The organism is Cyclobacterium qasimii M12-11B, assembly GCF_000427295.1.
GTDB classification, from domain to species: Bacteria; Bacteroidota; Bacteroidia; order Cytophagales; family Cyclobacteriaceae; genus Cyclobacterium; species Cyclobacterium qasimii.
The window spans coordinates 1-20,971 of the sequence record NZ_ATNM01000083.1 but is presented as its reverse complement, the minus strand read 5'-3'; the positions used below and the strand labels follow the sequence as shown (position 1 = coordinate 20,971).

At 38.8% G+C, this 20,971-nt stretch carries 20 protein-coding genes; 6 read left to right on the top strand and 14 right to left on the bottom strand.

Features of this window, described 5'->3' with window-relative positions; translation table 11 throughout:
- Nucleotides 1–892: 892 nt before the first annotated feature.
- Together ADICYQ_RS08310 and ADICYQ_RS08305 are read right to left on the bottom strand one after the other, a co-directional pair.
- Nucleotides 893–1,540, bottom strand: coding sequence for a class I SAM-dependent methyltransferase (locus tag ADICYQ_RS08310; protein WP_020893923.1), 648 nt, complete (start codon nt 1,538–1,540; stop codon nt 893–895).
- A 76-nt stretch (nt 1,541–1,616) separates the two neighbouring features.
- Entirely contained in the window at nt 1,617–2,465 is an 849-nt protein-coding gene (locus ADICYQ_RS08305; RefSeq protein ID WP_020893922.1) for a helix-turn-helix domain-containing protein, read from the bottom strand.
- A 47-nt stretch (nt 2,466–2,512) separates the two neighbouring features.
- Between ADICYQ_RS08305 and ADICYQ_RS27380 the strand changes: the two genes are divergently transcribed.
- Nucleotides 2,513–2,731 (top strand): hypothetical protein, encoded by a 219-nt coding sequence (locus tag ADICYQ_RS27380; RefSeq protein WP_161625588.1) that lies wholly within the window; start codon nt 2,513–2,515, stop codon nt 2,729–2,731.
- 203 nt (nt 2,732–2,934) lie between these two features.
- Here ADICYQ_RS27380 and ADICYQ_RS08295 read toward each other — a convergent pair whose 3' ends face one another.
- The 12 genes from ADICYQ_RS08295 to ADICYQ_RS08255 all read right to left on the bottom strand — a co-directional run bounded on the left by ADICYQ_RS08295 (nt 2,935) and on the right by ADICYQ_RS08255 (nt 12,538).
- Nucleotides 2,935–4,149 (bottom strand): Fic family protein, encoded by a 1,215-nt coding sequence (locus ADICYQ_RS08295; protein WP_235114502.1) that lies wholly within the window; start codon nt 4,147–4,149, stop codon nt 2,935–2,937.
- A gap of 45 nt (nt 4,150–4,194) precedes the next feature.
- On the bottom strand, nt 4,195–4,740 hold the full coding sequence (locus tag ADICYQ_RS08290) for a hypothetical protein (protein ID WP_020893919.1): 546 nt from the start codon (nt 4,738–4,740) through the stop codon (nt 4,195–4,197).
- A 356-nt stretch (nt 4,741–5,096) separates the two neighbouring features.
- Nucleotides 5,097–5,549: a DUF4304 domain-containing protein gene (locus ADICYQ_RS08285; protein WP_020893918.1), complete on the bottom strand. Its 453-nt coding sequence runs from the start codon at nt 5,547–5,549 to the stop codon at nt 5,097–5,099.
- Nucleotides 5,550–5,617: 68 nt separating this feature from the next.
- On the bottom strand, nt 5,618–6,784 hold the full coding sequence (locus ADICYQ_RS08280; RefSeq protein ID WP_235114491.1) for a Fic family protein: 1,167 nt from the start codon (nt 6,782–6,784) through the stop codon (nt 5,618–5,620).
- A gap of 91 nt (nt 6,785–6,875) precedes the next feature.
- The gene (locus tag ADICYQ_RS28405; protein ID WP_020893916.1) at nt 6,876–7,166 is read right to left on the bottom strand and encodes a hypothetical protein; all 291 of its coding nucleotides are present in this window, start codon (nt 7,164–7,166) and stop codon (nt 6,876–6,878) included.
- 394 nt (nt 7,167–7,560) lie between these two features.
- Nucleotides 7,561–7,761: a hypothetical protein gene (locus ADICYQ_RS27090; protein WP_020893915.1), complete on the bottom strand. Its 201-nt coding sequence runs from the start codon at nt 7,759–7,761 to the stop codon at nt 7,561–7,563.
- Between the two features lie 110 nt (nt 7,762–7,871).
- Entirely contained in the window at nt 7,872–8,270 is a 399-nt protein-coding gene (locus ADICYQ_RS27640) for a hypothetical protein (protein ID WP_020893914.1), read from the bottom strand.
- Nucleotides 8,267–8,839, bottom strand: a complete 573-nt coding sequence (locus tag ADICYQ_RS27635; protein ID WP_020893913.1) for a hypothetical protein — start codon at nt 8,837–8,839, stop codon at nt 8,267–8,269. The genes ADICYQ_RS27640 and ADICYQ_RS27635 overlap by 4 nt, the downstream gene beginning before the upstream one ends.
- A gap of 261 nt (nt 8,840–9,100) precedes the next feature.
- Nucleotides 9,101–9,571: a free L-methionine (R)-S-oxide reductase MsrC gene (locus ADICYQ_RS08270; RefSeq protein ID WP_020893912.1), complete on the bottom strand. Its 471-nt coding sequence runs from the start codon at nt 9,569–9,571 to the stop codon at nt 9,101–9,103.
- On the bottom strand, nt 9,564–10,598 hold the full coding sequence (gene ribD, locus ADICYQ_RS08265; protein ID WP_020893911.1) for a bifunctional diaminohydroxyphosphoribosylaminopyrimidine deaminase/5-amino-6-(5-phosphoribosylamino)uracil reductase RibD: 1,035 nt from the start codon (nt 10,596–10,598) through the stop codon (nt 9,564–9,566). Before ribD ends, ADICYQ_RS08270 begins: the two co-directional genes overlap by 8 nt.
- 16 nt (nt 10,599–10,614) lie before the next feature.
- Nucleotides 10,615–11,415, bottom strand: coding sequence for a DUF4382 domain-containing protein (locus ADICYQ_RS08260; RefSeq protein WP_020893910.1), 801 nt, complete (start codon nt 11,413–11,415; stop codon nt 10,615–10,617).
- A gap of 61 nt (nt 11,416–11,476) precedes the next feature.
- Nucleotides 11,477–12,538, bottom strand: coding sequence for a carbohydrate-binding family 9-like protein (locus ADICYQ_RS08255; protein ID WP_040415199.1), 1,062 nt, complete (start codon nt 12,536–12,538; stop codon nt 11,477–11,479).
- A 253-nt stretch (nt 12,539–12,791) separates the two neighbouring features.
- On the opposite strand from ADICYQ_RS08255, the gene ADICYQ_RS08250 reads away from it, so the two are divergent.
- The 5 genes from ADICYQ_RS08250 (at nt 12,792) to ADICYQ_RS08230 (ending at nt 20,848) form a co-directional block, all read left to right on the top strand.
- Entirely contained in the window at nt 12,792–13,976 is a 1,185-nt protein-coding gene (locus ADICYQ_RS08250; RefSeq protein ID WP_040415197.1) for an efflux RND transporter periplasmic adaptor subunit, read from the top strand.
- A gap of 3 nt (nt 13,977–13,979) precedes the next feature.
- Nucleotides 13,980–17,159 (top strand): efflux RND transporter permease subunit, encoded by a 3,180-nt coding sequence (locus ADICYQ_RS08245; protein ID WP_020893906.1) that lies wholly within the window; start codon nt 13,980–13,982, stop codon nt 17,157–17,159.
- Between the two features lie 11 nt (nt 17,160–17,170).
- On the top strand, nt 17,171–18,592 hold the full coding sequence (locus tag ADICYQ_RS08240; protein ID WP_020893905.1) for a TolC family protein: 1,422 nt from the start codon (nt 17,171–17,173) through the stop codon (nt 18,590–18,592).
- Between the two features lie 51 nt (nt 18,593–18,643).
- Nucleotides 18,644–19,972: a dGTP triphosphohydrolase gene (gene dgt, locus ADICYQ_RS08235; RefSeq protein ID WP_020893904.1), complete on the top strand. Its 1,329-nt coding sequence runs from the start codon at nt 18,644–18,646 to the stop codon at nt 19,970–19,972.
- Nucleotides 19,973–20,452: 480 nt separating this feature from the next.
- Nucleotides 20,453–20,848: an endonuclease domain-containing protein gene (locus ADICYQ_RS08230; protein ID WP_020893902.1), complete on the top strand. Its 396-nt coding sequence runs from the start codon at nt 20,453–20,455 to the stop codon at nt 20,846–20,848.
- The last annotated feature ends 123 nt before the right edge of the window (nt 20,849–20,971 follow it).

Here is a 20,971-nt window from a genome sequence, read left to right as displayed (position 1 = left end):
GTATCATCAAAGATAGGGGTTGAATCTAGCTCTTAAAATAACTAATAGTAGGTATTCTTTTAAATTAATGGTAACATCTTCACATAGCTATCCTTTACCAAGAGAGTTTCTGGTATACGTGTTGTATACCAAGTACCTATGATTTATTAATGTATTTCAACTTAATAAAAATGTTTAATAAATACACTGTAACGTCGTAAGTTTTTTAAAGAAAATTTTAAAATTGTGTTTTGTGACGGTATTTATTATCTTATATTAAGTTTTAAGAATAGAGGATTATTCTATTTTCTTAAATGTAAAACAATCTTTAAGCTTAATAAAAAGTCTGAAATTCGCTCTTAAATTCTTTTTCTAGTAGATTTTAGCGACTAAAAAATAAACCTATACATTGGAAATATGGACAGTTAATTCATTAATATTTTGACGCTTAAAAAATATGATGAGGTAAACTATTTCCCATACTAACATTAACCAACCCACTAAGAGGATACTGGCCTGTGAATGGTTACCCTATGTTAGTCGAAGAGTTAGATCCCTCAGAATGTTTAGTTTTAGTAATAGGTTTTATTCGAATAGGTTGTTATATAGTTCTAGGTAGTAAAGATGGCTTATCATTTTCTTCTTCTCTAAGATACTTATTTCATATAATTTGGTTGAATAATCACGAGCTGTATTCTCTGTAAATATTCCATCATCGATCAGGTGTTTATCTTTCCGTGAAGCACCGAAATACAAGGAAGGCACAAGACTCGTACAGCCTGCCCTGTTTTTCACAGGGGTTGACCGGGAGGGTAATTCGCCAAACTCAGCAGGCCTGTGAGGGGTGCAATCCCGAAGGTTCGGGACAGGCTTTAGACTTATCGCCTGTGGACATCCACTCGGTTAGCAGCAGTTACAGTTCATTTTTTTTCTTTGCTACTATAAAATAGCTTGATGCACCTTTATAAATTTTCTCGGAATCAACTGTCTGAAAATTTCCTTTGGCCATTAAATGATCTAAGTCGGTGCTTTTCAGTATTCTAATCGGAATGGGGATTATTCCAATTTTACAAAGTACCTGAACAAGTCGAATCTGCAAGCCTACTACAAATGACAATTTGTCTCCTAGACTGGGTGTTACAGAAATAAATAATCCATCAGGTTTTAGTAATTCGTTTATTCTTTTCGTCACCTTTTCAGGATTAGGGATAGTATGCAGCATATTGAATGCTAATATTCTATCAAAAGACTCTTTTCTCAGGTTTTCATCGAAAATATCCCCTTGAGCGAATGTCACATTTTTAATGTTTTTTTTAGTTGCTTTTCCTTTGGAAATTTCGATCATTTTCGATGATATATCGATGGCATAAATCTCTTTAACGTCATTAGCAATCTCGCAAGCTGTTGTGCCCGTTCCACAACCATAATCCAAGACAACATTAGTGCTTTCTATATGTTTTTTAGTGTTTTCCCTTGACTTTTGATGGATGTACTCAAACCGTTCCTCTGTTTTATCGTAATTTTTCGATGCATTGTCCCAAAAACTCCTCGTCTTACTCATTCTTCTTGTGTTTAAAAATTGATGTTTCTGCAAAGTTCCAAAGGGTTTGGTACAAGCGTCCTACACAAGGGCTCAATTAATGTTCATTTTGGCTCAACCTGAAATCTAAAGGAGAAATACCAAACCTATTTTTGAATGATCTCGCAAAACTGGAGGGATCAGCGTAGCCACATTCGTAGCAAATTTCACTTATTGATTTTTGAGAATGAATGAGTAGTTTTTTCCCTCGTTCTAATTTCTTCTCTTTTATGTAGTTCGCAGGAGAGTTGTTGTATATTTTCCTGAAGTTTCTTTTAAAGGAAGCAAGACTATTATTTGTCATGGCAGCCAAACGGTTCAAATTTAAAGGTTCATATAAGTTGGCTTCAATAACTTCTTGAAATGAAAAAATTCTATCTGAAAATAAACTCCTTGCGATTGCATTTAGATTTGAAGATTCCTGAGTTTGCAGAAGTAATAACACGATCTCTTTTAGTTTAACTGATAAAATGTCTTCGTTAAGTGCGTTTTTGTGATTGAATAAGTCAGCAACATTCAAAAAGTAAGCGCTCACTAAAGCTGAGGCATCTTGTTGCGCAATGTCTTTTTTTAATGGGTGTTTGAGTTCTTTCCAAAATTTAGGCTTTTCGTAGTTGAAAACCTTTTTTAAAACCTCTCTATCAAAATGAACGATAATTGTACTTATAAAAGCTGTTTCTATTTTTGAAAGGGAATTACCAACTGTTTTTCCGCATAGAGAAAGTATAACGGTTCCTTTTTTAGCTAAAAAACCTGAATCCGTTAAGTCTTGATTATCCCCCTCAAGAATATAAGCAAAACAAGACTCGGCAGGTAAATCTAATTCCCTATCAATGGCCAAGGGTAACTTATACCATGTAAACAATGGTTTTTCAAAGAGAGCAATTTGATTAATTTCATTTGCCATGTCGTTTCTCTATGTGCTCATTTCTTTTAGGCTTTCTCTTTAATTGGGTGTGCCCAGCATGGGCATCTGGTATCGAAGATACCAAATTAATCCAGCCGGTGAAAACCTGTGGCGAAGCATTAACAAGTAGCACTGTTTTTCCACAGGGGTGGTTTGCTGGGAGTAGTTTGGTGGCGGCAGGAAAGGAAAAGAGGCTGGGCAGTGGCTCAAAGTCCAATCCTGATTACTACGATCACTTTGTCACGCCTAAGAAGAAAAGGAAATGAATCCATGCTTTCCTATTAGTTCAAAACGCAACCTATAATCCGGTGAACTGGGGCTGAGCGTAAAAAATGATCTCTTTGGAATATTTTAGTGAAGAGCCGGAATGCAGGGCAGGTACGAGACTCGTACAGCCTGCCCTGTTTTTTACAGGGGTCGACCGAGATGGTGTGAGAGACTCAACCTGAGCTATTTGTCTCAGGTTGGGCTACTTGATTCTGCTTTGATGGTATTTTTTCATTTCTAATATCTTCATCAATTCTTCATTTAAGTAAAGTTTTTCCTTACCGACTCGGATTGACTTTAGATACCCATGCTCTTCGAGTAGAATTAAATAATTACCCACTGTTTTAGGTGTACCTAGTCCTGCATCCACCAAAGATTGTCTTTTTGTATAGGGTAGCTTAAAAATCAATTCGATTAAATCTTTAGAGTATACCTTTGGCAAAGTAGTTTTAATTTTTTCTCCAGTTGTTCCCATCAATTCGATTATTGACTTTAATCTTTGAAGTCCTGTTGTTGCTGTTTGTTCAATCATATCCAGCATGTAAATTATAAACCCTGCCCAATCTTGTTGTTCAGTTACTGCTTTTAAATGTTTGTAGTATTCATTCTTATGCCGAATGATGTATTCACTCAAAAATATTGCTGGTATATCAAGTAGTTTTTCAAGTTTAAGGTAAAGGAGTAATAAAATTCTTCCAGTTCGTCCATTACCGTCAGAAAATGGGTGAATGGCCTCAAATTGATAATGCATTATGGCCATTTTAATTAATGGGTCTAATGAATTGTCTGTATTAATGAAATTTTCGAGATTAGCCATTTTCTCTCTGATGATATTTTCGCCTGAAGGAGGTGTGTAAATCACTTTTCCATGTGTGTTTGATAAGGTTGTTCCTGGGGATGTTCTAATGCTTAAATTATTTTGCTTAATACACTGAACAATTTCAATACATAGGTTAGTTGTTATAAATGGTTTTGATTCAAGTTTATTTAAGGCAGTCCAAATTGCTTCTTTATAGTTTATGACTTCTTTGGTAGCAGGATTATCAAATTTCTTATCGGCTACGACCGATTGATAAAGATCATCATTTGTTGTTATTATGTTTTCGATTTCAGAGCTAGCTTTAGCCTCTTGTAAATGTAGGCTATCAAGAAAAAGACTTGGATTAGGAAGATTTATGATTGCTCCGTTAAGTTGAGCTAATGCTCTACTAGCTGATATATTCTTTTTTAGTACTTCTTTGGTTTCTATCTCTGTTTCGGGAGGTAGTAATGGCAAATCGTTATAAGGCAAATTTTTATCAAATGTTGTCATTTTCAGAAGTATAAGTTTCACTTGAAGTTTTAATAAGGGTAAAAATAGTGAAAAAATACTCTCGTTTAAATAATGAGCGTAATAATTACTCTCGTTCTTAGTCATGAAACACAAGGGGAGTGTAAATGTAGTGCGGAATTTCGAAGCGATTCACTTTCTATAAACCGCAATTTCTTTAGAAGCAAAAATGCTCATTTTTAACCATTCAGCCTGTATTCCGCCTAATGTTAGCATTTCGTTTTTATTTTCTTTTAAATCTTCGGGAATTTTGTTGTTAAAATAGTACACATTCCTGTCAATTGGATAGTCTTGATTATGAATCACCCAATTCAAGTTATCTTCAAAATAGAGATTGATTCCAAAACTCATTGATTCAGCTTCTTTCAAAACCAACTCTTTGAAGTCCAAAAGCTTCTTTCCAATATATTTTTTGAATTCAGGAAAATGCTTGTCTATTAGTTCAATCGGATATTTAAATTCATTGTCACCATAAAATTCAATTTCATCAATAGCATCTTCTTCTATTTTAACATTTGTCATTTCATCAGTCGAAACGACTCTTAGCCAACAATCTCCAATTTTCAGGAAGGTCACATTTATTCTATCAACTAGTTCTCCTTTCAAATAAAAGGATTGGAGTCGTCCGTCTTCCAATGTTCGCCCAATTACTTTCTTTAAATGATCTTCTCCTTTCATTTTTTTCTTAATGACTAGTTCGAATATGCGTAGTGCGGGATTTAAAGGCTCTTCCCTTTCAAATCGCTATCAATTAACTTATTGGGACAGGTATGCCCAAATGGCAAAAACAGCCTAAAATTCGCTCCAAAACCCTTTAACTAATGAATAATAGCTACTAAAACAAAGAACCCTAGGTCAAAAAACAACTTAAAATCAGTAACTTTTTCATTCTCCCAACGCTAAAAAAACAAATGGGGAAAATCATTCCCCATAGTAAGCCAAGTTCCTGAAATCGAGAAATGATCCCTTAGCACTGTCCCGAAGCTCGGTCTCTGAGCCTGTCGAAGGGGTCGAAGGGCCAGCCATCAGAATGCTTAGTTTTTGTGTAGCGTTTTAATTTCTTGTTTTTGTTCAAAAGGGTCTTTTTTCCACCATGTTTCTGCTTCGTCCCAGAGTTCGATAATCTCTGTGGCTAATTTTTTATAAACATCAGTTAATATTGATTTTTTACCATAGTCGAACCAATAATCCGTATCGTGTTTTTCGCTTCCGAGTCTCAGTCTATGTCCCATGTCATGAGCGGTCACTTTATTTTTTGAAATTTCTTTTCCCCAATGGGTTGTGATTCCTTCAGGTGGACAATTGGCTATTTCTACAACTAATTTTGTGTCATATAGACTGTGTTGAAAAGTCAAAAGGTTTATTCCATCTTTGTTTTGTCGTCTGAAATGTGGAAGAGATCCCTTAAATCCTTTTTCTCGCAAAAATGGTATCGTAATATCCCTAATCGCTTGGTCAATTTTTTGTCTTTTCTCTTTTCTGTCCATTTTTTTAATGCTACGTTTGGCTAAACTGCGTTTTAATGCAGTTTAGGTTTTATTGGGCTTTCGTTTATTTATTGCTTTTTTTCAAAAATGGACTGAAAGCTCTCTTCAATTGCTGAAAGTTCTTCATCGGTGATATCGTCAAACTCGTTCTGTCTTTTATTCTTTGATAACCTACCTTTATTCTGATTTAGCAACTTGATTAATAAATCCACTTTGGTGTCTGGCAAAGACAAATAATTGTTTATGAATTTAGTCATCCGATCATATTTTTCTAAATAATCCAGTTCTTCTGGTATTATTTTCTCGATGGTTTCTTCTACGCATTCGTATAAAAATTCTACCTGTTTGGTTAGGTCGAAATAGCGATATAGATCAATTGTGTCATTAAGAATTCTAACATTGTGATCTGCTGTTGGTTCCCATTCTACTAACTCTATTCTTTGAGATGAGTATGACTCTAGAATTGACTGGTATTCGTCAATCCGGTTTAGTATGGCTGCTGATACGGGAAAAATCATCCCCCTTTTAGTATGCCCCATTCGAGTCAATATATGATGAATCAGGTATCTGTGTATGCGGCCATTGCCATCAGAGAAAGGGTGAATAAATACAAATCCAAATGCTATTGTTGCCGCTGCTAAAACCGGATCGTAACTTGAGTCTTGCAGCAATTTATTTGTGTCTAATAGCCCTTTCATCAAAGATGGTAAATCTTTAGACTTTGCTGATATATGGTCAGGTAGCGGGGAAAAAGTATCACGATCATGCTCTCCGATAAAGCCTTCTTGCGTTCTTAATCCCATGTTCTTTAGTTTTTTAGTTCCAATTACTACGTCTTGAAGCCTTTCTAATTCTTCTATTGTTAGCTCTTTTTTTCCTGATTGTCCAATTGCTTTGCCCCAGTTTCTTGCTCTAAGATTTGGGGGGTATTCTCCTTCGATGGCAAAGGAGGCTTTTGAGTCTTTTAATAACAGAAATGCAGCAGTTCTTCTAATGAGATCTTTATCCCTACCATCTAAGCCTTTTTCGATTGAACCAGATAAATCTTTAGCTATAAAGCTTTCGATTTTATCGGTTTTACTAATCATGGGACAAAACGCTGGTGTACCTGGTAAATTATTTTTTATTCGGTGTCTGGTCGAATTAATTGAAGAACTCGTGAACTGTAGTTTGGGATTGACTATTTCGACATATGTTCCTGTCTTTAGATCTGGTATATCAAGTACTTCATCCATTAGCCATTCATAGAGGAACCATACTCTCCTGCTATACTGACTGGTGGGCTCTTTCTTTATCATGTGGAGAACGGGCTCCTTACCTGTGTGCTCAAAAAACTTTTTTTAGAATGTATAGATCAATTCCTTCGTACTTTATTGCAAAAGCTAAGTGACTGGTTAAATCATTATCAGGTTTGTGTCTGATTGTAAATACCTGCCATTGTTCGGTATTATACCGTTGATGTTTTTCAGTAACAATAGCAAGTCTGTCAGGTAAAGGAACATTTACCCCATTTTCTTCTATAATAGTTGCTAATAATGCGTACCCAGCAAGTAATCCAGGCTCTGGAGTAGGTTTTCCATGAAATGCAGTTACTTGTTGTGAAAAATAATTACTCATTATACTTTTCTATGAAATACGATTATAAATATAGCATGAAAATCAATTACTTTTCATGAATTATAATTATTAATTCGTTTATTTCATGAAATACGATTACAATTGTATGAGTGAAAATCGGAATGAAGCCCAACGTTTCCGCTAAGATAAGGCGGGATTTCAAAGTGCGTTTCTGTCCAACCGTGAAAAGCTAACTAAGGCAAACACAGCTACGGTAAACACTTCGCTCCCGCTCTATTTTAGCGATTTTTGAACGAATCATGCTAAGGCAGGAAGCCGGCTTTATTGCCGTTTCTTCCTACATTAGACTTATTGTTAATATTCAACACTTTAAGCTATTAAAAAAAAGCAATCTATCATTGAAAAAGCCTGTGAAAATGTACAAGTCTATGGTTTACAACTCAAAAGGCTCCGAAGATCGATAACCATTTCCGGTAAAAGTTAAAGGACCCTCACCAACTATGCCTGATGTTTGGCCCATATGGGAATGCATCTCAATTCTAATCCGCTTGAACTTGACGACGAAGTCATACAAGACTACCTCCATTTTCTCAAGCGTAAGCACAATACACCCTCCGACAGTTTCTTTAAACACACCGTTTCAATGTTTCATTGAAGTTTACCCTGAAGATTTATCAAGGTTCAACACTGCATTCAGACTAGGCTGTTCCAGCCGTCAGAATGCTTAGTTATTGTGGCTAGTGTTTATTTTCCGTTTGGTATATATTTTTCTTTACAATATTTTTCAATTTCTGTATCGTTGTCAAAATAGGTGTCACAAAATTCATCGAGTTCCTTTTCAGTCGATTTGTAATAACGTTCTTGGGCTGTCATTAATCTGTCCGTTTGCTCAATAAATTGCTCAAATTCATTATTTATTTTACAAAGTTTATCGATTGTTTTAAAGTCCAAATCTCGATAAGTTGCAGGAAATAAAATTTTACTTCGGTACGGATTGGCATTTAATTCAATGATTCCTATTCCGAATGATTGATTTAGTCGTTCCATCTCGTCAGATAAGCTGTCGCTAAATTCAAATGCAACTAAATAGCCGTAATTAGCCCAACTTGAATTTGAAACTGCTTGGAAATAGGCTTTTTTCAATTCAGAGTCCGAATTGATTTCTTTTTTATTTCGTAAGAACTCAATTTAAATGTGTCAACTCTATTTATTGACTTTAAAAAATTCTGGCTGATTTTGGTTTGTAAATTCAAAAACTTAACTCCAACCACATCTGGATGTGTCCAAATTTGATTATTGTCTTTTCCATATTTCGACTGTTCGTGAAAAATTGTTTTGGAATATATTTTGGTGTTTTTCAAATAGCTACTCAAAAGTTTATGTAAATCCCTTTCGTTATATGATTTTGTGTTGACCTTTGGAAGTTTTATAGAAGTTGGTTCGGTTGAGCCTGATAAAATTTCAATTCCAATTTCTTGTTCATTTTTGGTCAGATAATACGCGTATGAACCGCCTTCTTGTTTTATCCTTTTGACACGAGAATCGCCATTTCTTATAAATTCTCCTAATTGTGCTGAAATTGTCGATGGTGGCGTTTTTGCAGGACCAAAGTCGTAATAACCATTTTTTAAAATGTGGTCGTGAACTTCCATATAGTTTGTCAGTTCGTTAATGTCGTCAAGACTTTTTAAAATGGCTTCTTTTATTGTCATATTTTAAATCTCATTTTCGGCTTTTCCCACATTAGCCGCAACAATTGTATATACATGTTTTACCAAACGAGTTGCATATTAATGGAGTATGCATCCAACCCCTTTGGTTTATTATTGTCAAATTAAGGATTTCGGTCAAAGATTCTAGGGGAGAGACCACATTTTTATTGGAAACAGCCAAAAAAGGTCTGTAAAACCCATTTGTAATGGAAATGCAGGACACCAAAACCAACTTAAAAAAAATGTTACTGAGGTAAAGCCTTATAAGTACCCCACCATTTCCTCCAAATACTTCCGGTCCACTGCCTCAAATGCATTCAATTGATCAGAATCAATATCCAAAACAGCAATGATCTTCTTTCCTTTGGATACGGGAACCACTATTTCTGATTGGGAGGAGGCGCTGCAGGCAATATGGCCCGGAAAGGCATTGACATCTGGTACCAGCTGTGTTTCCCCAGTCTCCCAGGCTTTGCCACATACGCCTTTTCCTTTTTGGATCCGCGTGCAGGCTACCGGTCCCTGAAAAGGGCCCAAAACCAATTCACCCTTTTTGATTATATAAAAGCCCACCCAAAAAAAGCCAAAGGCCTCCTTTAGCACCGCGGACATATTGGCCATATTGGCGACCAGATCTTCCTCTCCGGAAAGCAAGGCCTTTACTTGTGGCAGAAGGGCTTTGTATATTTCCTCCTTGTTGGCATTTTTGGGTAGATTGATTTCCTCAGTCATGGTTCCTATAAATTGCTAGTAAATCCTCCTTAAAAGTATATTGGGCAGTGGGAATAGTTGTCATTACGGGGGCAGGGATGCCCAAACCAAACTCGGCATTTCCGGTAAAAACCCTTGCCTCATCCCATAAGTCATTCGCTATAAAATCCCCCAAAACCGCTGCTCCACCTTCTACGATCAGACTCTGAATGTTTCTGGCATAAAGGTCTGCTACGATTTCTTTGGCATCGATGCGAACATCCATTTTTGCCCATTCGGTCTTTCCGACTGTCTTATTGAGTTTGTTATTGTAAATGATGGTATCCTGCTGTCCATCAAACAAATGTAAACTTTCCTCCAATTTCAATTCTCTATCTACAACCAACCTCAGTGGGTCTTTTCCATACCAATCTCTGGCATTCAGGCGGGGATTGTCATAACGTGCGGTATTGGTGCCTACCAAAATGGAATCCTCTTCTGTTCGCCAGCGGTGTACCTGCTGTCTGCTAAGCGAGTTGCTGATCCATTTACTGTCGAAGTTGGTACGGGCTACAAAGCCATCTTTTGTTTGAGCCCACTTTAGAATAATATAGGGGCGCTTTTTCTCCATCTGGGTAAAAAACCGCACGTTCTGCTTTCTAACCTCCTGCTCTATCACTCCTGTCGTCACGGCTATTCCTGCTTGTTCTAACTTCTGAATTCCTTTTTTCTCTACCAAAGGATTGCTGTCTACCGCAGCGATGATGACTTCTTTTAATTGATGCTTTACAATTAAGTCTGCACAGGGCGGCGTTTTTCCAAAATGAGCACAAGGCTCCAGGCTTACATAAAGGGTTGCTTCTTTTAAAAGTGATTTGTCTTTGACCGAAGCAATGGCATTTACCTCTGCATGGGCTTGACCGTATTCTTCGTGATACCCTTCCCCTATAATCAATCCATCATGTACGATCACACAGCCCACCATGGGGTTAGGGCTGACACTTCCCCTGCCTAATTCAGCCAGTTCAATGGCCCTTAACATGTACTTTTTGTGCTGATCTTCGGTCATAAGCTTGGCAAATATATCAGGGGGAGGTGGATGCTTGTAAGGTGATGGATTCCAGTGTCAATGTGCTGTCAGGATAAGTCAGAAGTGTAAAAGTAGTGTCCTGATATCCTGTAGGAGCGGCTATTTTGAATGCGTATTCATCTTCAGGCAAACCACTAAGCAAAAAACCACCATCATCGGAGGTGAGTGTACTGAAGGTGTCCGTTGCGGAAATCGCCATGACATGTGGGGCAATGCTGATGGGGAGGATTGTTCCAGTGATTTCTGATAAACCAGTGCTTACAAAAACCCTAAGATGAGGTACAAAATTAAAACCACCACTTTGGTTAGCGACTACAGATTGTGCCAGGTCCAGATCCAGGATGATATCATAAGAGAAACCACTTTGGGTGCTAATGTCTACATCCAATTCCAATAGCGCTTCGCTATCTGGGGAGATGGTCATATCCGTTCTCACATCGTCGCTGATCAAGTAGACTACATCACCAAGGAGAAACCTAACTTTGGAAATGTCGCCAGCAGGAATTTCTGTTCTTCCTATTAGAAGCTGTGTGTCGTCGACCAATGCACTTACCAAAACCATATTGCTGGCTGCCTGGTAGGGGATGCTCACCCAACTGGCATTTTCCTCACTGCCGCGAATGCCTGCTGGTAAAATTTCTACCCCATCGACTTCTACCCAGACTTCATCAAAGTCCCCCGGGGCGTCTATAAGTAGTAAATTGACCAATGCCCGTGTTTCTGTTGCTTCGGTACAACCAAGGCAAGTAAGGCCAAGTAGGCATAATCCAAAAAAATAGGTTTTGTTTTTCTTCATGATTTGATCGATTTTGCTTTGTAAGCGGTCACGATAATTTTGAAAGCTTTTAAAACGGGGTTTATTTTTTCCATACCCTGCTGTCTTCTGTTATAAACCAGTATTCTCCCATGGAAGTTGCCGGACTGGATATTTTAAACCAGGATTTTGTAGCTTCTATGGTCACATCTGACAGGGGAGTATTGCTATTTAATTCAGTCAATTGGTCGGTATAATGACCTTGGATAGTGAAAAAAGCCTTTTCTGCATCGTATAGTTTTCGCAATTCATTCTTTATTTGTTCATCAGGATCAATAACAAATAATTTGTTGCCCTGCCCAACTTGTATGTCAGAAAACTGAACATATCCCCACCTTTCCGGCAGGTGCATATTGATCAGTCCCATTGGTGACCATACCCAATTGTCTTCTGGATAGGATTTACCAGTTTGTGGGTTGATTTTTTTGGTATAGCCATTTTCGGTGGGTTCAATTTGCCATTGTACCCTTGAAAAATTTATTTTCCATTGGTCGCCATTGGTTGGCGCTTTGTAGGAGGGTCCCGATTGAGAAAGGCTTTTCCAGGGGATGGCCATCTCTATGGACCAGTAATTGTCTTCGTCTTCAGGATCATTTAAGGAGCCATCAAGATGAATGGCATATTCAAAATCGTTGATGTTCCAGCCATTGATAGGCTTGCCTCCATTTTTATAGGGCTTGGTAAGTAACAAATCCCACAGCGTTCCCAAAGCATTGATCTCTACCTCGTAATAATTATGGGTGTCTCCATCAGGATCTATGAATATTTCAATATCATTTTCATGGAATATTACAGATTCTCTTTCAGTGTAGGTGGCCCAGATGTTTTTCTCATTCAGCTTGATTCCTATGAACAAAAAGTTTTCGTCCCAAAGCATTTTCATTTGGGTCAACTGATTGGGTACAGGGAAATTAGCTCCCTGTATGTCCAGAAAAGGGGTAGACCAATTTGCCGCCTGCCAGTTAGCCTCCTCCAACTTACCATCTATGGTAAGCTTATCTGTGGCCAGATAAGCCATATAACCTTTTGGTTCGGGAATGTTTTGAGAAAACACATGGCATTGAATCATTGATAAGGCTATCAATAGTATCGGTTTCTTGAACATTTTATAGTCTTGGTATGTGCACAAATATACAACAAGTAATAGAATCAACAGGCCGTAATTGCAGTGACTTCTTGAAAAATAGTTAGGGGCTTATTTATCCATGATATAGCCCGTTGGTAGGAGATAAAGGTAAGTTTGGCAAAATCTATCTGGGTTTTAACAAAATTATTGTATTATTTGTAGTTGCTTTAAAGTGTAAAAATTACATCACTTTAAGTTTTGTATAAGGGTAAAAACAGGTTTGGTATTGAATATGAGCAGAATAAAATTAAACAGAGTCGGGATATTTGCATTTTTTATTCCGATGGTTGTCATTTTTTCATGTAATAGTGGCAAAGAAGGAGGCAAAAAGGCTGAATCAATCAAGGAGTTCCCCGTAATAGAGGTAGTGGCATCGGATACCATTATGCAAAGGGATTACGTGGCAGATATCAAAGCCATTCAAAATGTAGAGCTTAGGGCCAGGGTACAGGGCTTTCTTGAAAAGGTAAACGTAGATGAAGGGCAGGAAGTAAGAAAAGGCCAGATTCTATTCAAAACCAACGAGCAAGAGTATAAAGCAGAATTGGCCAAAGCTAAGGCCAACTTTGAAAGTGCTAAAGCAGAAGCCAAAGTGATAGAGTTTGAAGTCGGCCGTTTGAAAATAATGGTGGATAACAACGTGATATCAGAATCTGAGTTGAATCTAACAAAGGCCAAATACGATGCTGTAATAGCTAAAATTGAAGAAGCCAAATCAGCAATGGACAATGCAGAAGTGCAGTTGTCTTATACCAACATCAGGGCTCCTTTTGACGGGATTATCGATAGAATACCTTTGAGGACTGGTAGTTTGGTAGAGCAAGGAAGTTTGTTTACCACCGTTTCTAACATCAGTTCTGTACATGTTTATTTCAACGTGTCTGAAAAAGAATACCTTGAATACATCAAGTCCAAAGATGAAACCAAAGAGAATAATGTGGTTCATTTGGTGCTTGCAGATGGAGCTCCTTATTCTGAAGAAGGTGTGATTGAAACCATGCAAGGTGAATTCAATGCCAATACAGGGTCTATTGCTTTCAGGGCTTTATTCCCTAACCCTAGTAAAATACTGAAGCACGGAGCTACAGGCAAAATAATACTTACCAATAAGGTGAGCAATGCCATCATCATCCCTCAGAAAGCGGTCTTTGAAATTCAGGACAGGAGTTTTGTGTATGTTGTAAACAAGGACAATGTAGTGGAGATGCGCAGTATTGTTCCGAGAGCAAGGTTTTCCCATTACTATATCGTCGAGTCTGGATTGGAAGTAGGAGAGCACTTCGTATACGAAGGCATCCAAAATGTCAAAGACGGAATGACTATTCAGCCTAAAATGGTAGCTGATAAAGCTGGTGCTTTCTTGCTAGAAAAAGACGATACCATTGCAGAAGTAATTCCTACCAGTACAGAACAATAAGCTATGTTTGATTTATTTATAAAAAGACCAGTCTTATCACTGGTTATTTCCCTATTCTTTGTTTTACTGGGGCTCTTGTCTTTTTTCACCTTACCAGTTGAGCTTTTTCCAGACATTGCTCCTCCATCTGTTTCCATCCGTGCCAAATACAGGGGCGCGAATGCAGAGGTTGCAGCGAAGACGGTGGCCACTCCTCTTGAGAAGGTGATCAATGGTGTTCCCGGAATGACTTACATGACTTCCGTAAGTAGTAACAGAGGTACCGTAGTTATAAAAGTATATTTTCAGGCAGGGGTAGATCCAGATCTTGCTGCCGTGGAAATTCAAAATCGGGTGTCGACCGTAGTCAATGACCTGCCAGAGATTGTGACCAAAGCAGGTGTAACGGTAGAGAAACAGGTCGAAGGATTGCTGATGTACATTAATATTGCCAGTGATGACCCCTCACTGGATGAAGCCTTCATTTATAATTACACCGACCTTAATGTACTGCAGGAATTGCAGCGGGTGGACGGTGTAGGATTGGCAGAGATAATGAGTACCAAAGATTACTCAATGAGGATATGGCTCAAGCCTGACCGAATGACTGCCTATAAAGTTTCGACAGATGATGTGGTTGCGGCCATCAATGATCAAAATGTTGAAGCAGCACCGGGGCAACTCGGGATTAGTTCTGGTAAGGACATGCAGGTGCTTCAGTACGTATTAAAGTATACGGGTAAATTTTATGAGCCCAAACAATATGAAAACCTGGTAATAAGGGCCAACCCTGACGGGTCTATTTTGCGATTGAAAGACATCGCAGATGTAGAATTTGGTAACCTGAATTACGGAAGGATAGCAAAAATGGATGGTAAACCTGCCGCTTCGGTGATGGTTATCCAGCGTCCAGGATCCAATGCCAGTGAGGTGATTGCCAATGTGAAGACGAAGATTGAACAGATCAAGCAGGATAACTTTCCTTCTGGAATGGACTATAATATTTCCTATGATGTATCCAGGTTTTTGGATGCCTCTATTAAGGAAGTATTGGTGACATTGGCAGAAGCATTTATTCTGGTGTTTATTGTAGTGTTCATCTTCCTTCAGGATTTCCGTTCTACCTTGATTCCTACTTTGGCCGTTCCGGTAGCCTTGATTGGTACCATGTTCTTCATGCAGTGGTTGGGCTTCTCGATTAACCTGCTTACCCTTTTTGCCCTAGTACTTGCCATAGGAATTGTGGTTGATAATGCCATTGTGGTAGTGGAAGCTGTCCATTCCAAAATGGAGAAAGAAGGTTTGGCCCCTCGACCTGCGACTTTTGCTGCGATGAAAGAAATCAGTGGAGCGATTATAGCCATTACCATGGTGATGTCCGCAGTGTTTGTTCCGGTAGCATTTATGTCCGGACCTGTAGGTGTATTTTACCGGCAGTTTTCATTGACACTTGCCGTAGCCATCTTTATTTCTGGTGTTAACGCATTGACATTAACCCCTGCCCTTTGTGCCATCTTGCTTAAGAATCACTATGGGGAGGAAAGGAAGCAAACGCTTTTGCAGCGCTTTTTTAACAAATTTAATCAGTATTATAATTTCTTCGAAAACAAATACCTTCAGTACATCACCTATATTGTTCCTAGAAAAGGAATCACAACGCTAATATTGTTGTTTTTCTTTGCTGCCACTTGGGGAGTAAGTAAGATTCTGCCTACTGGCTTTATCCCTACAGAAGACCAAAGTATGGTTTATGTAAATGTCACCACTCCAGTAGGAGCGACAGTGGAAAGAACGGAAAAGGTATTGGATGAACTTGTCCAAAAATTAGAAGGAAATGAGGCCGTTGCTGGGGTTTCCAGTTTGGCAGGTTATTCCTTGGGTAATGGACTTTCAGGTGCTTCTTACGGTATGGCAATGGTGAACTTGAAATCCTGGGACGAAAGGAAGGACCTACCGATTCAGCAAACCCTGGATGAATTCGGAGCAATGGGAGATGAGATTTCTGATGCCAAAATTGATTTCTTTCTGCCTCCTACGGTATCTGGTTTTGGTAACTCAAGTGGATTCCAGATGAAACTTCTGGATCAGACAGGTACAGGTAACCTGAATCGTTTGGCCACAGTGACCAATGACCTTGTGGAAGACTTGATGGCAAGTCCTGAAATAGGCTATGCTTTTACAGATTTTGACCCTACTTTCCCTCAGTTTCTCATTAGAATTGACCAGGACCAGGCGGCTAAGAATGGGGTAACCATTGCAAAAGCTCTTGGTACCATGCAGGTATTGCTTGGCGGTCAATTTGTGTCAGATTTTGTTCGATTTGAGCAGATGTATGATGTGATGCTTCAGGCAGGGCCTGAATACAGGGCTAAGCCTGAGGATGTATTGGCCCTTCAAGTTAAAAACAATGAAGGAGAAATGGTGCCTATTTCTGCTTTCCTTACGATGGAAAAAGCCTACGGACCGGAGCAATTGACACGATTCAATATGTACAATTCTGCAACCGTGAAAGGTTCTGCAGCGCCAGGCTATAGTAGTGGGGATGTGATTGCTGCCATTGAAAGGGTTACGGCTGAAAAGCTGCCTCAAGGGTACAATCATGACTGGTATGGGATGTCTCGTGAAGAGGTTACTTCCGGAAACCAGGCCATTGTCATTTTCCTTATCTGTCTGTTATTTGTTTACCTCATCCTTTCAGCGCAATATGAAAGTTTCCTTCTTCCGCTACCAGTGATTCTTTCACTACCTGTTGGGGTTTTTGGTGCTTTTATTTCCCTTTATCTTTTGGGACTTCAAAACAATATATATGCGCAGGTAGCCCTGATTATGCTTATTGGTCTGCTGGGTAAAAACGCCATTTTGATTGTGGAATTTGCCATTCAGAAAAGAGAATCAGGACATTCAGTAATTCAGGCGGCTGTGGAAGGATCTGTAACCAGACTTCGACCTATATTGATGACTTCCTTTGCATTTATTGCAGGATTATTACCATTGGCGATGGCTACTGGAGCAGGTGCTTTGGGTAACCGATCAATTGGTACTGCAGCAGCAGGAGGGATGTTAATAGGAACCATATTTGGATTGATAATAATCCCTGGTTTGTATGTGATTTTCGCTCATTGGACCTTTACTAAAGAGGAAAAGGATGATGATCCTTCATCTGAAAAGAAAGATAATTCTCAAATATCTTTTTCAAATAATTGAACCAATACTACATGTTTTTAAAAAATAAATTGATCCTTCGTCTTTCAATAGGCATCCTTACGGCGGTATCGATGTTTGCCTGTAAAAGTATAGAGGCTCCTGTAATGCCAGAAATGGAGCCACTTCCAGCTACCTTTTTGGATATAGAAGATTCCGCCAGTATTGGTAATATATCCTGGGAAGCATTTTTCAATGATCCGAGTCTTGTTTTCTTAATCGAAGAAGGACTTGAAAACAACCTGGACATTCTTACTGCTTTGGAAAGAATTGAAATAGCCAGGGCGCAATACAGAATCTCAAAAGGAGCCATGTACCCTACTTTAAATGGAATGGTCCGTTATAGGTCTGGCGATATTCGCCCTAACCTTTTGGGTGGCACGATAAACGGTGATAGAAATGTTGTCAATAGATTAGAAAACAATTTTATAGGCTTTCAAAGTACCTGGGAAATTGATGTCTGGGGAAAAATCAAAAATAGAAAAGAAGCAGATTACGAAAAGTTCCTGGCTACCGGCATGGGCAGGCACCTGGTGGTGACCAATATGGTGGCAGAGATTTCTAAAATCTACTATCAATTGTTGGGATTGGACATTCAATTGGAGACCATCAATAGAAATATTGAGTACCAGGAGATGGCATTGGAGTTGATCAAAATTCAGAAAATGGCTGGTAGGGCTACTGAACTGGCTGTTCAACAATTCTCTGCTCAATTGCTATCTACCAAAAGCCTTTCCTATGAAAAGCAGCAAGAAATCATAGAAACGGAAAATGAACTGAATTTTATTATTGGTAGGTATCCACAGCCCATAGAAAGGGCTTCTTCATTATTGGAAATCAAACTTCCTTACGGTATGGAAGCAGGTTTGCCTTCTGAAATGTTGCTACGTAGACCAGATATCTTACAGGCTGAGCATGAACTTAGAGCTGGTAATTTTAATGTAGCTGCTGCTAGAAAAGAATTTCTACCTTCTTTTAGTCTTACTCCCTATGTTGGACTAAACGATAAAAGTTTGCCTGAAGCCTTGAAAATGCCAGGTGGCTTGACCATCGGTATCTTGGGAGGATTGACAGCCCCTATTTTTGCGCAAAATCGTATTCGGGCCGGTTACGACCAGGCCATCGCCAACAATAAAATTGCTTTGTACAATTACCATAGAACTATTTTGGATGGTTATCAGGAAGTTTCAGGTAAACTTCAGCGTGTAGGGAATCTTAGAAAAGTATACAGTTTAAGAGACGAAGAAACGGCTGTATTGCTTAACGCTGTTTCTACCGCTAATGAATTGTTCCGAGGAGGTTATGCTACCTATCTTGAGGTAATTACAGCCCAGTCCAGGGTTTTGGAAGCAGAGCTGGATAAAACCAATACAAGGATCGAAATGTTTCTTACTGTAGTGGATTTGTACCGTGCATTAGGAGGTGGTTGGAAATAGTCCAGCCATTTCTTTTTTACCTAAGCCTACACTTTGTATTTTTGAGGTGTTATGATGAATTGGGAAAAATTACTTTTGCTTGAAGGGCTAAAACCTTCAGATACCGACCTTCAAAGAAGTCAATTTGAAAGGGACTTTGATCGGATTATCTTTTCTGCGCCTTTTAGAAATCTTCAGGACAAAACGCAGGTTTTTCCCCTCCCGGAAAATGACTTTGTGCATACCCGGTTGACGCACAGTCTTGAGGTTTCTAGTGTAGGCAGATCATTGGGAAAGACAACAGGCAAATTCCTGTTGGACAAGTATCCCGAACTGGCCTCAAAAAATCTGCAGCCTTTTGACATAGGTGGAATTGTAGCCACTGCAGCACTCGCACATGACATTGGCAACCCGCCTTTCGGACATGCAGGGGAAGAAGCCATCTCAGATTTTTTTAAATTTCATGTCATAGGTAGAAAATGGGAGAGCAGGTGCCAGCCAAATGAATGGCAGGACCTTATCAATTTTGAGGGGAATGCACAAGGTTTTCGCATGTTGGTAGACACCAAAAATGGGATGAATATTTCGCCAGCCACCTTGGCGGCCTTCACCAAATACCCCAGACCCGCCTGGTGTAAATCCTCAGACAAAAAACGAAGAAGCCAGAAAAAATTTGGCTTTTATACCAACAACCTTTCAGATTATCAATTGCTGACGGAAAAGATGGGGATTCCCCAACTGGCAGAAAACTGCTGGATGAGACATCCATTGGCATTTCTGGTAGAAGCAGCCGATGATATTTGCTACAGCATCATTGATTTGGAAGATGGTTGTACCCTTGGTTTGGTTTCTCTTGAAAAAACCATTTCCTTGATGGGGGATATTATAGGTGAGCGATACGATCCCAAGAAACTTCAAAAATACAGTAGCCCAAAGCAGAAATTAGCCATCATGCGTGCAATGGCCATTAGTCAGCTTATAAATGAAACGGCCAATGCCTTTAAAGAAAATGAAACCGCTATTTTGACGGGTGAATTTGACGAGGCTTTGACTGAGATCATTCCTTCGGCCAAAAGTTTGGAAGCCATCACGAAGCTTTCAGTGAAAAAAATCTACCGCTCTCAACCCGTACTGGAAAAAGAAGCAGCAGGATATCAAGTGCTGGAAGGTTTACTGTCTACCTTTTCCGAGGCGCTTTACAATTTTCACTTTGATAAGGATAGGTTTTCCGGCCACAATAAAAGCATTTTACGCCTTTTGCCCGAAGAATTTGAGCTACAAACAGACCGTGAGGCTTATTTTTTAATGAGAGGACTCCTGGATTTTATTTCAGGAATGACAGACAAACACGCGCTTTCCCTTTATAGAAGGGTAAAAGGAATCACCATTCCAGGTACCTGATTTTGTGAGAGAGAAATATGAAATCAGGTACGCACTCTTAAGTCCTGAAAAACCAAAATCCCCCTTTTCTTCAAAGGGGGGACCAAGGGGGGATTCTTTCGAGAACGTCCTGACTTGTCCTAAAATTAGTTTACCGATTATTATTTAAATACTGGTATAGGTTTACAGTCCCGTATAAATCCCCCTAGCCCCCTTGATTAAGGGGGGATTTGCGGCAAAATGACAATTCAAGCTCTTTTGGTATTCTTGTTATGGGCAGAGGAAATGTAGAACAAGGTTCAAACTCGTCAGTTCTGAAAGCACAAAATCCCCCTTTTCTTCAAAGGGGGACCAAGGGGGATTCTTTCGTAACTTTCCCGACAGCGTCGGGAGGGTTTTTTTGACTAGACCATTATTTTGAGAAAATCAAAACACATATTCAAAAGTCAATTTTAATAGAAGGTATTTAAAAACTTCTCCAAATTTTTTTTAAATTTTAGTATGTATTATGTGCCATACAAAAGAAATTTAAAAGAATATTCTCGGATATTAAGAAATCACTCAACCTTATCTGAAGTATTGCTTTGGCAAAAGCTAAAGGCAAGTCAATTTAGAAGCTATGCATTCAACAGGCAAAAGCCTTTAGGAAACTTTATTGTGGATTTTTATTGTAAAAAACTACAATTGGTCATCGAAATTGATGGCGACAGCCATTATTATGCTGAATCTGTTGTTAAAGATCGGAGAAGACAATTGATATTGGAGAAAATGAATCTTTCTTTTTTGAGATTTTCGGACAAAGATGTTAAGAAATCTATGCCATTTGTCCTTCAGGAAATTGGAGCGTTTATAGATGATTGGGAACTTCAAAATCACACGCCAAAAACTAGCTTTTAGCTATGAAACGTTCAAATATTAGGTTTAAATTGTTAGAGACCTTTCTGACTCGTCCTGAAAAAAGTTTACAGATTATTGTTTAAATACTGGTATAGGTTTACAATCCCGTGTAAAATCCCCCTA

What these genes read in the sequence shown, in the direction of transcription:
- ADICYQ_RS08260 (WP_020893910.1), bottom strand. Translation starts at nt 11,415, where the DNA reads ATGAAGAAAAACAAAACCTATTTTTTTGGATTATGCCTACTTGGCCTT.
- ADICYQ_RS08285 (WP_020893918.1), bottom strand. Translation starts at nt 5,549, where the DNA reads ATGGACAGAAAAGAGAAAAGACAAAAAATTGACCAAGCGATTAGGGAT.
- dgt (WP_020893904.1), top strand. Translation starts at nt 18,644, where the DNA reads ATGATGAATTGGGAAAAATTACTTTTGCTTGAAGGGCTAAAACCTTCA.
- ADICYQ_RS08230 (WP_020893902.1), top strand. Translation starts at nt 20,453, where the DNA reads ATGTATTATGTGCCATACAAAAGAAATTTAAAAGAATATTCTCGGATA.
- ADICYQ_RS08295 (WP_235114502.1), bottom strand. Translation starts at nt 4,149, where the DNA reads ATGACTAAGAACGAGAGTAATTATTACGCTCATTATTTAAACGAGAGT.
- ADICYQ_RS27635 (WP_020893913.1), bottom strand. Translation starts at nt 8,839, where the DNA reads ATGACAATAAAAGAAGCCATTTTAAAAAGTCTTGACGACATTAACGAA.
- ADICYQ_RS08245 (WP_020893906.1), top strand. Translation starts at nt 13,980, where the DNA reads ATGTTTGATTTATTTATAAAAAGACCAGTCTTATCACTGGTTATTTCC.
- ribD (WP_020893911.1), bottom strand. Translation starts at nt 10,598, where the DNA reads ATGACCGAAGATCAGCACAAAAAGTACATGTTAAGGGCCATTGAACTG.
- ADICYQ_RS08250 (WP_040415197.1), top strand. Translation starts at nt 12,792, where the DNA reads ATGAGCAGAATAAAATTAAACAGAGTCGGGATATTTGCATTTTTTATT.
- ADICYQ_RS08280 (WP_235114491.1), bottom strand. Translation starts at nt 6,784, where the DNA reads ATGGATGAAGTACTTGATATACCAGATCTAAAGACAGGAACATATGTC.
- ADICYQ_RS08270 (WP_020893912.1), bottom strand. Translation starts at nt 9,571, where the DNA reads ATGACTGAGGAAATCAATCTACCCAAAAATGCCAACAAGGAGGAAATA.
- ADICYQ_RS08310 (WP_020893923.1), bottom strand. Translation starts at nt 1,540, where the DNA reads ATGAGTAAGACGAGGAGTTTTTGGGACAATGCATCGAAAAATTACGAT.
- ADICYQ_RS08290 (WP_020893919.1), bottom strand. Translation starts at nt 4,740, where the DNA reads ATGAAAGGAGAAGATCATTTAAAGAAAGTAATTGGGCGAACATTGGAA.
- ADICYQ_RS08255 (WP_040415199.1), bottom strand. Translation starts at nt 12,538, where the DNA reads ATGTTCAAGAAACCGATACTATTGATAGCCTTATCAATGATTCAATGC.
- ADICYQ_RS28405 (WP_020893916.1), bottom strand. Translation starts at nt 7,166, where the DNA reads ATGAGTAATTATTTTTCACAACAAGTAACTGCATTTCATGGAAAACCT.
- ADICYQ_RS08240 (WP_020893905.1), top strand. Translation starts at nt 17,171, where the DNA reads ATGTTTTTAAAAAATAAATTGATCCTTCGTCTTTCAATAGGCATCCTT.
- ADICYQ_RS08305 (WP_020893922.1), bottom strand. Translation starts at nt 2,465, where the DNA reads ATGGCAAATGAAATTAATCAAATTGCTCTCTTTGAAAAACCATTGTTT.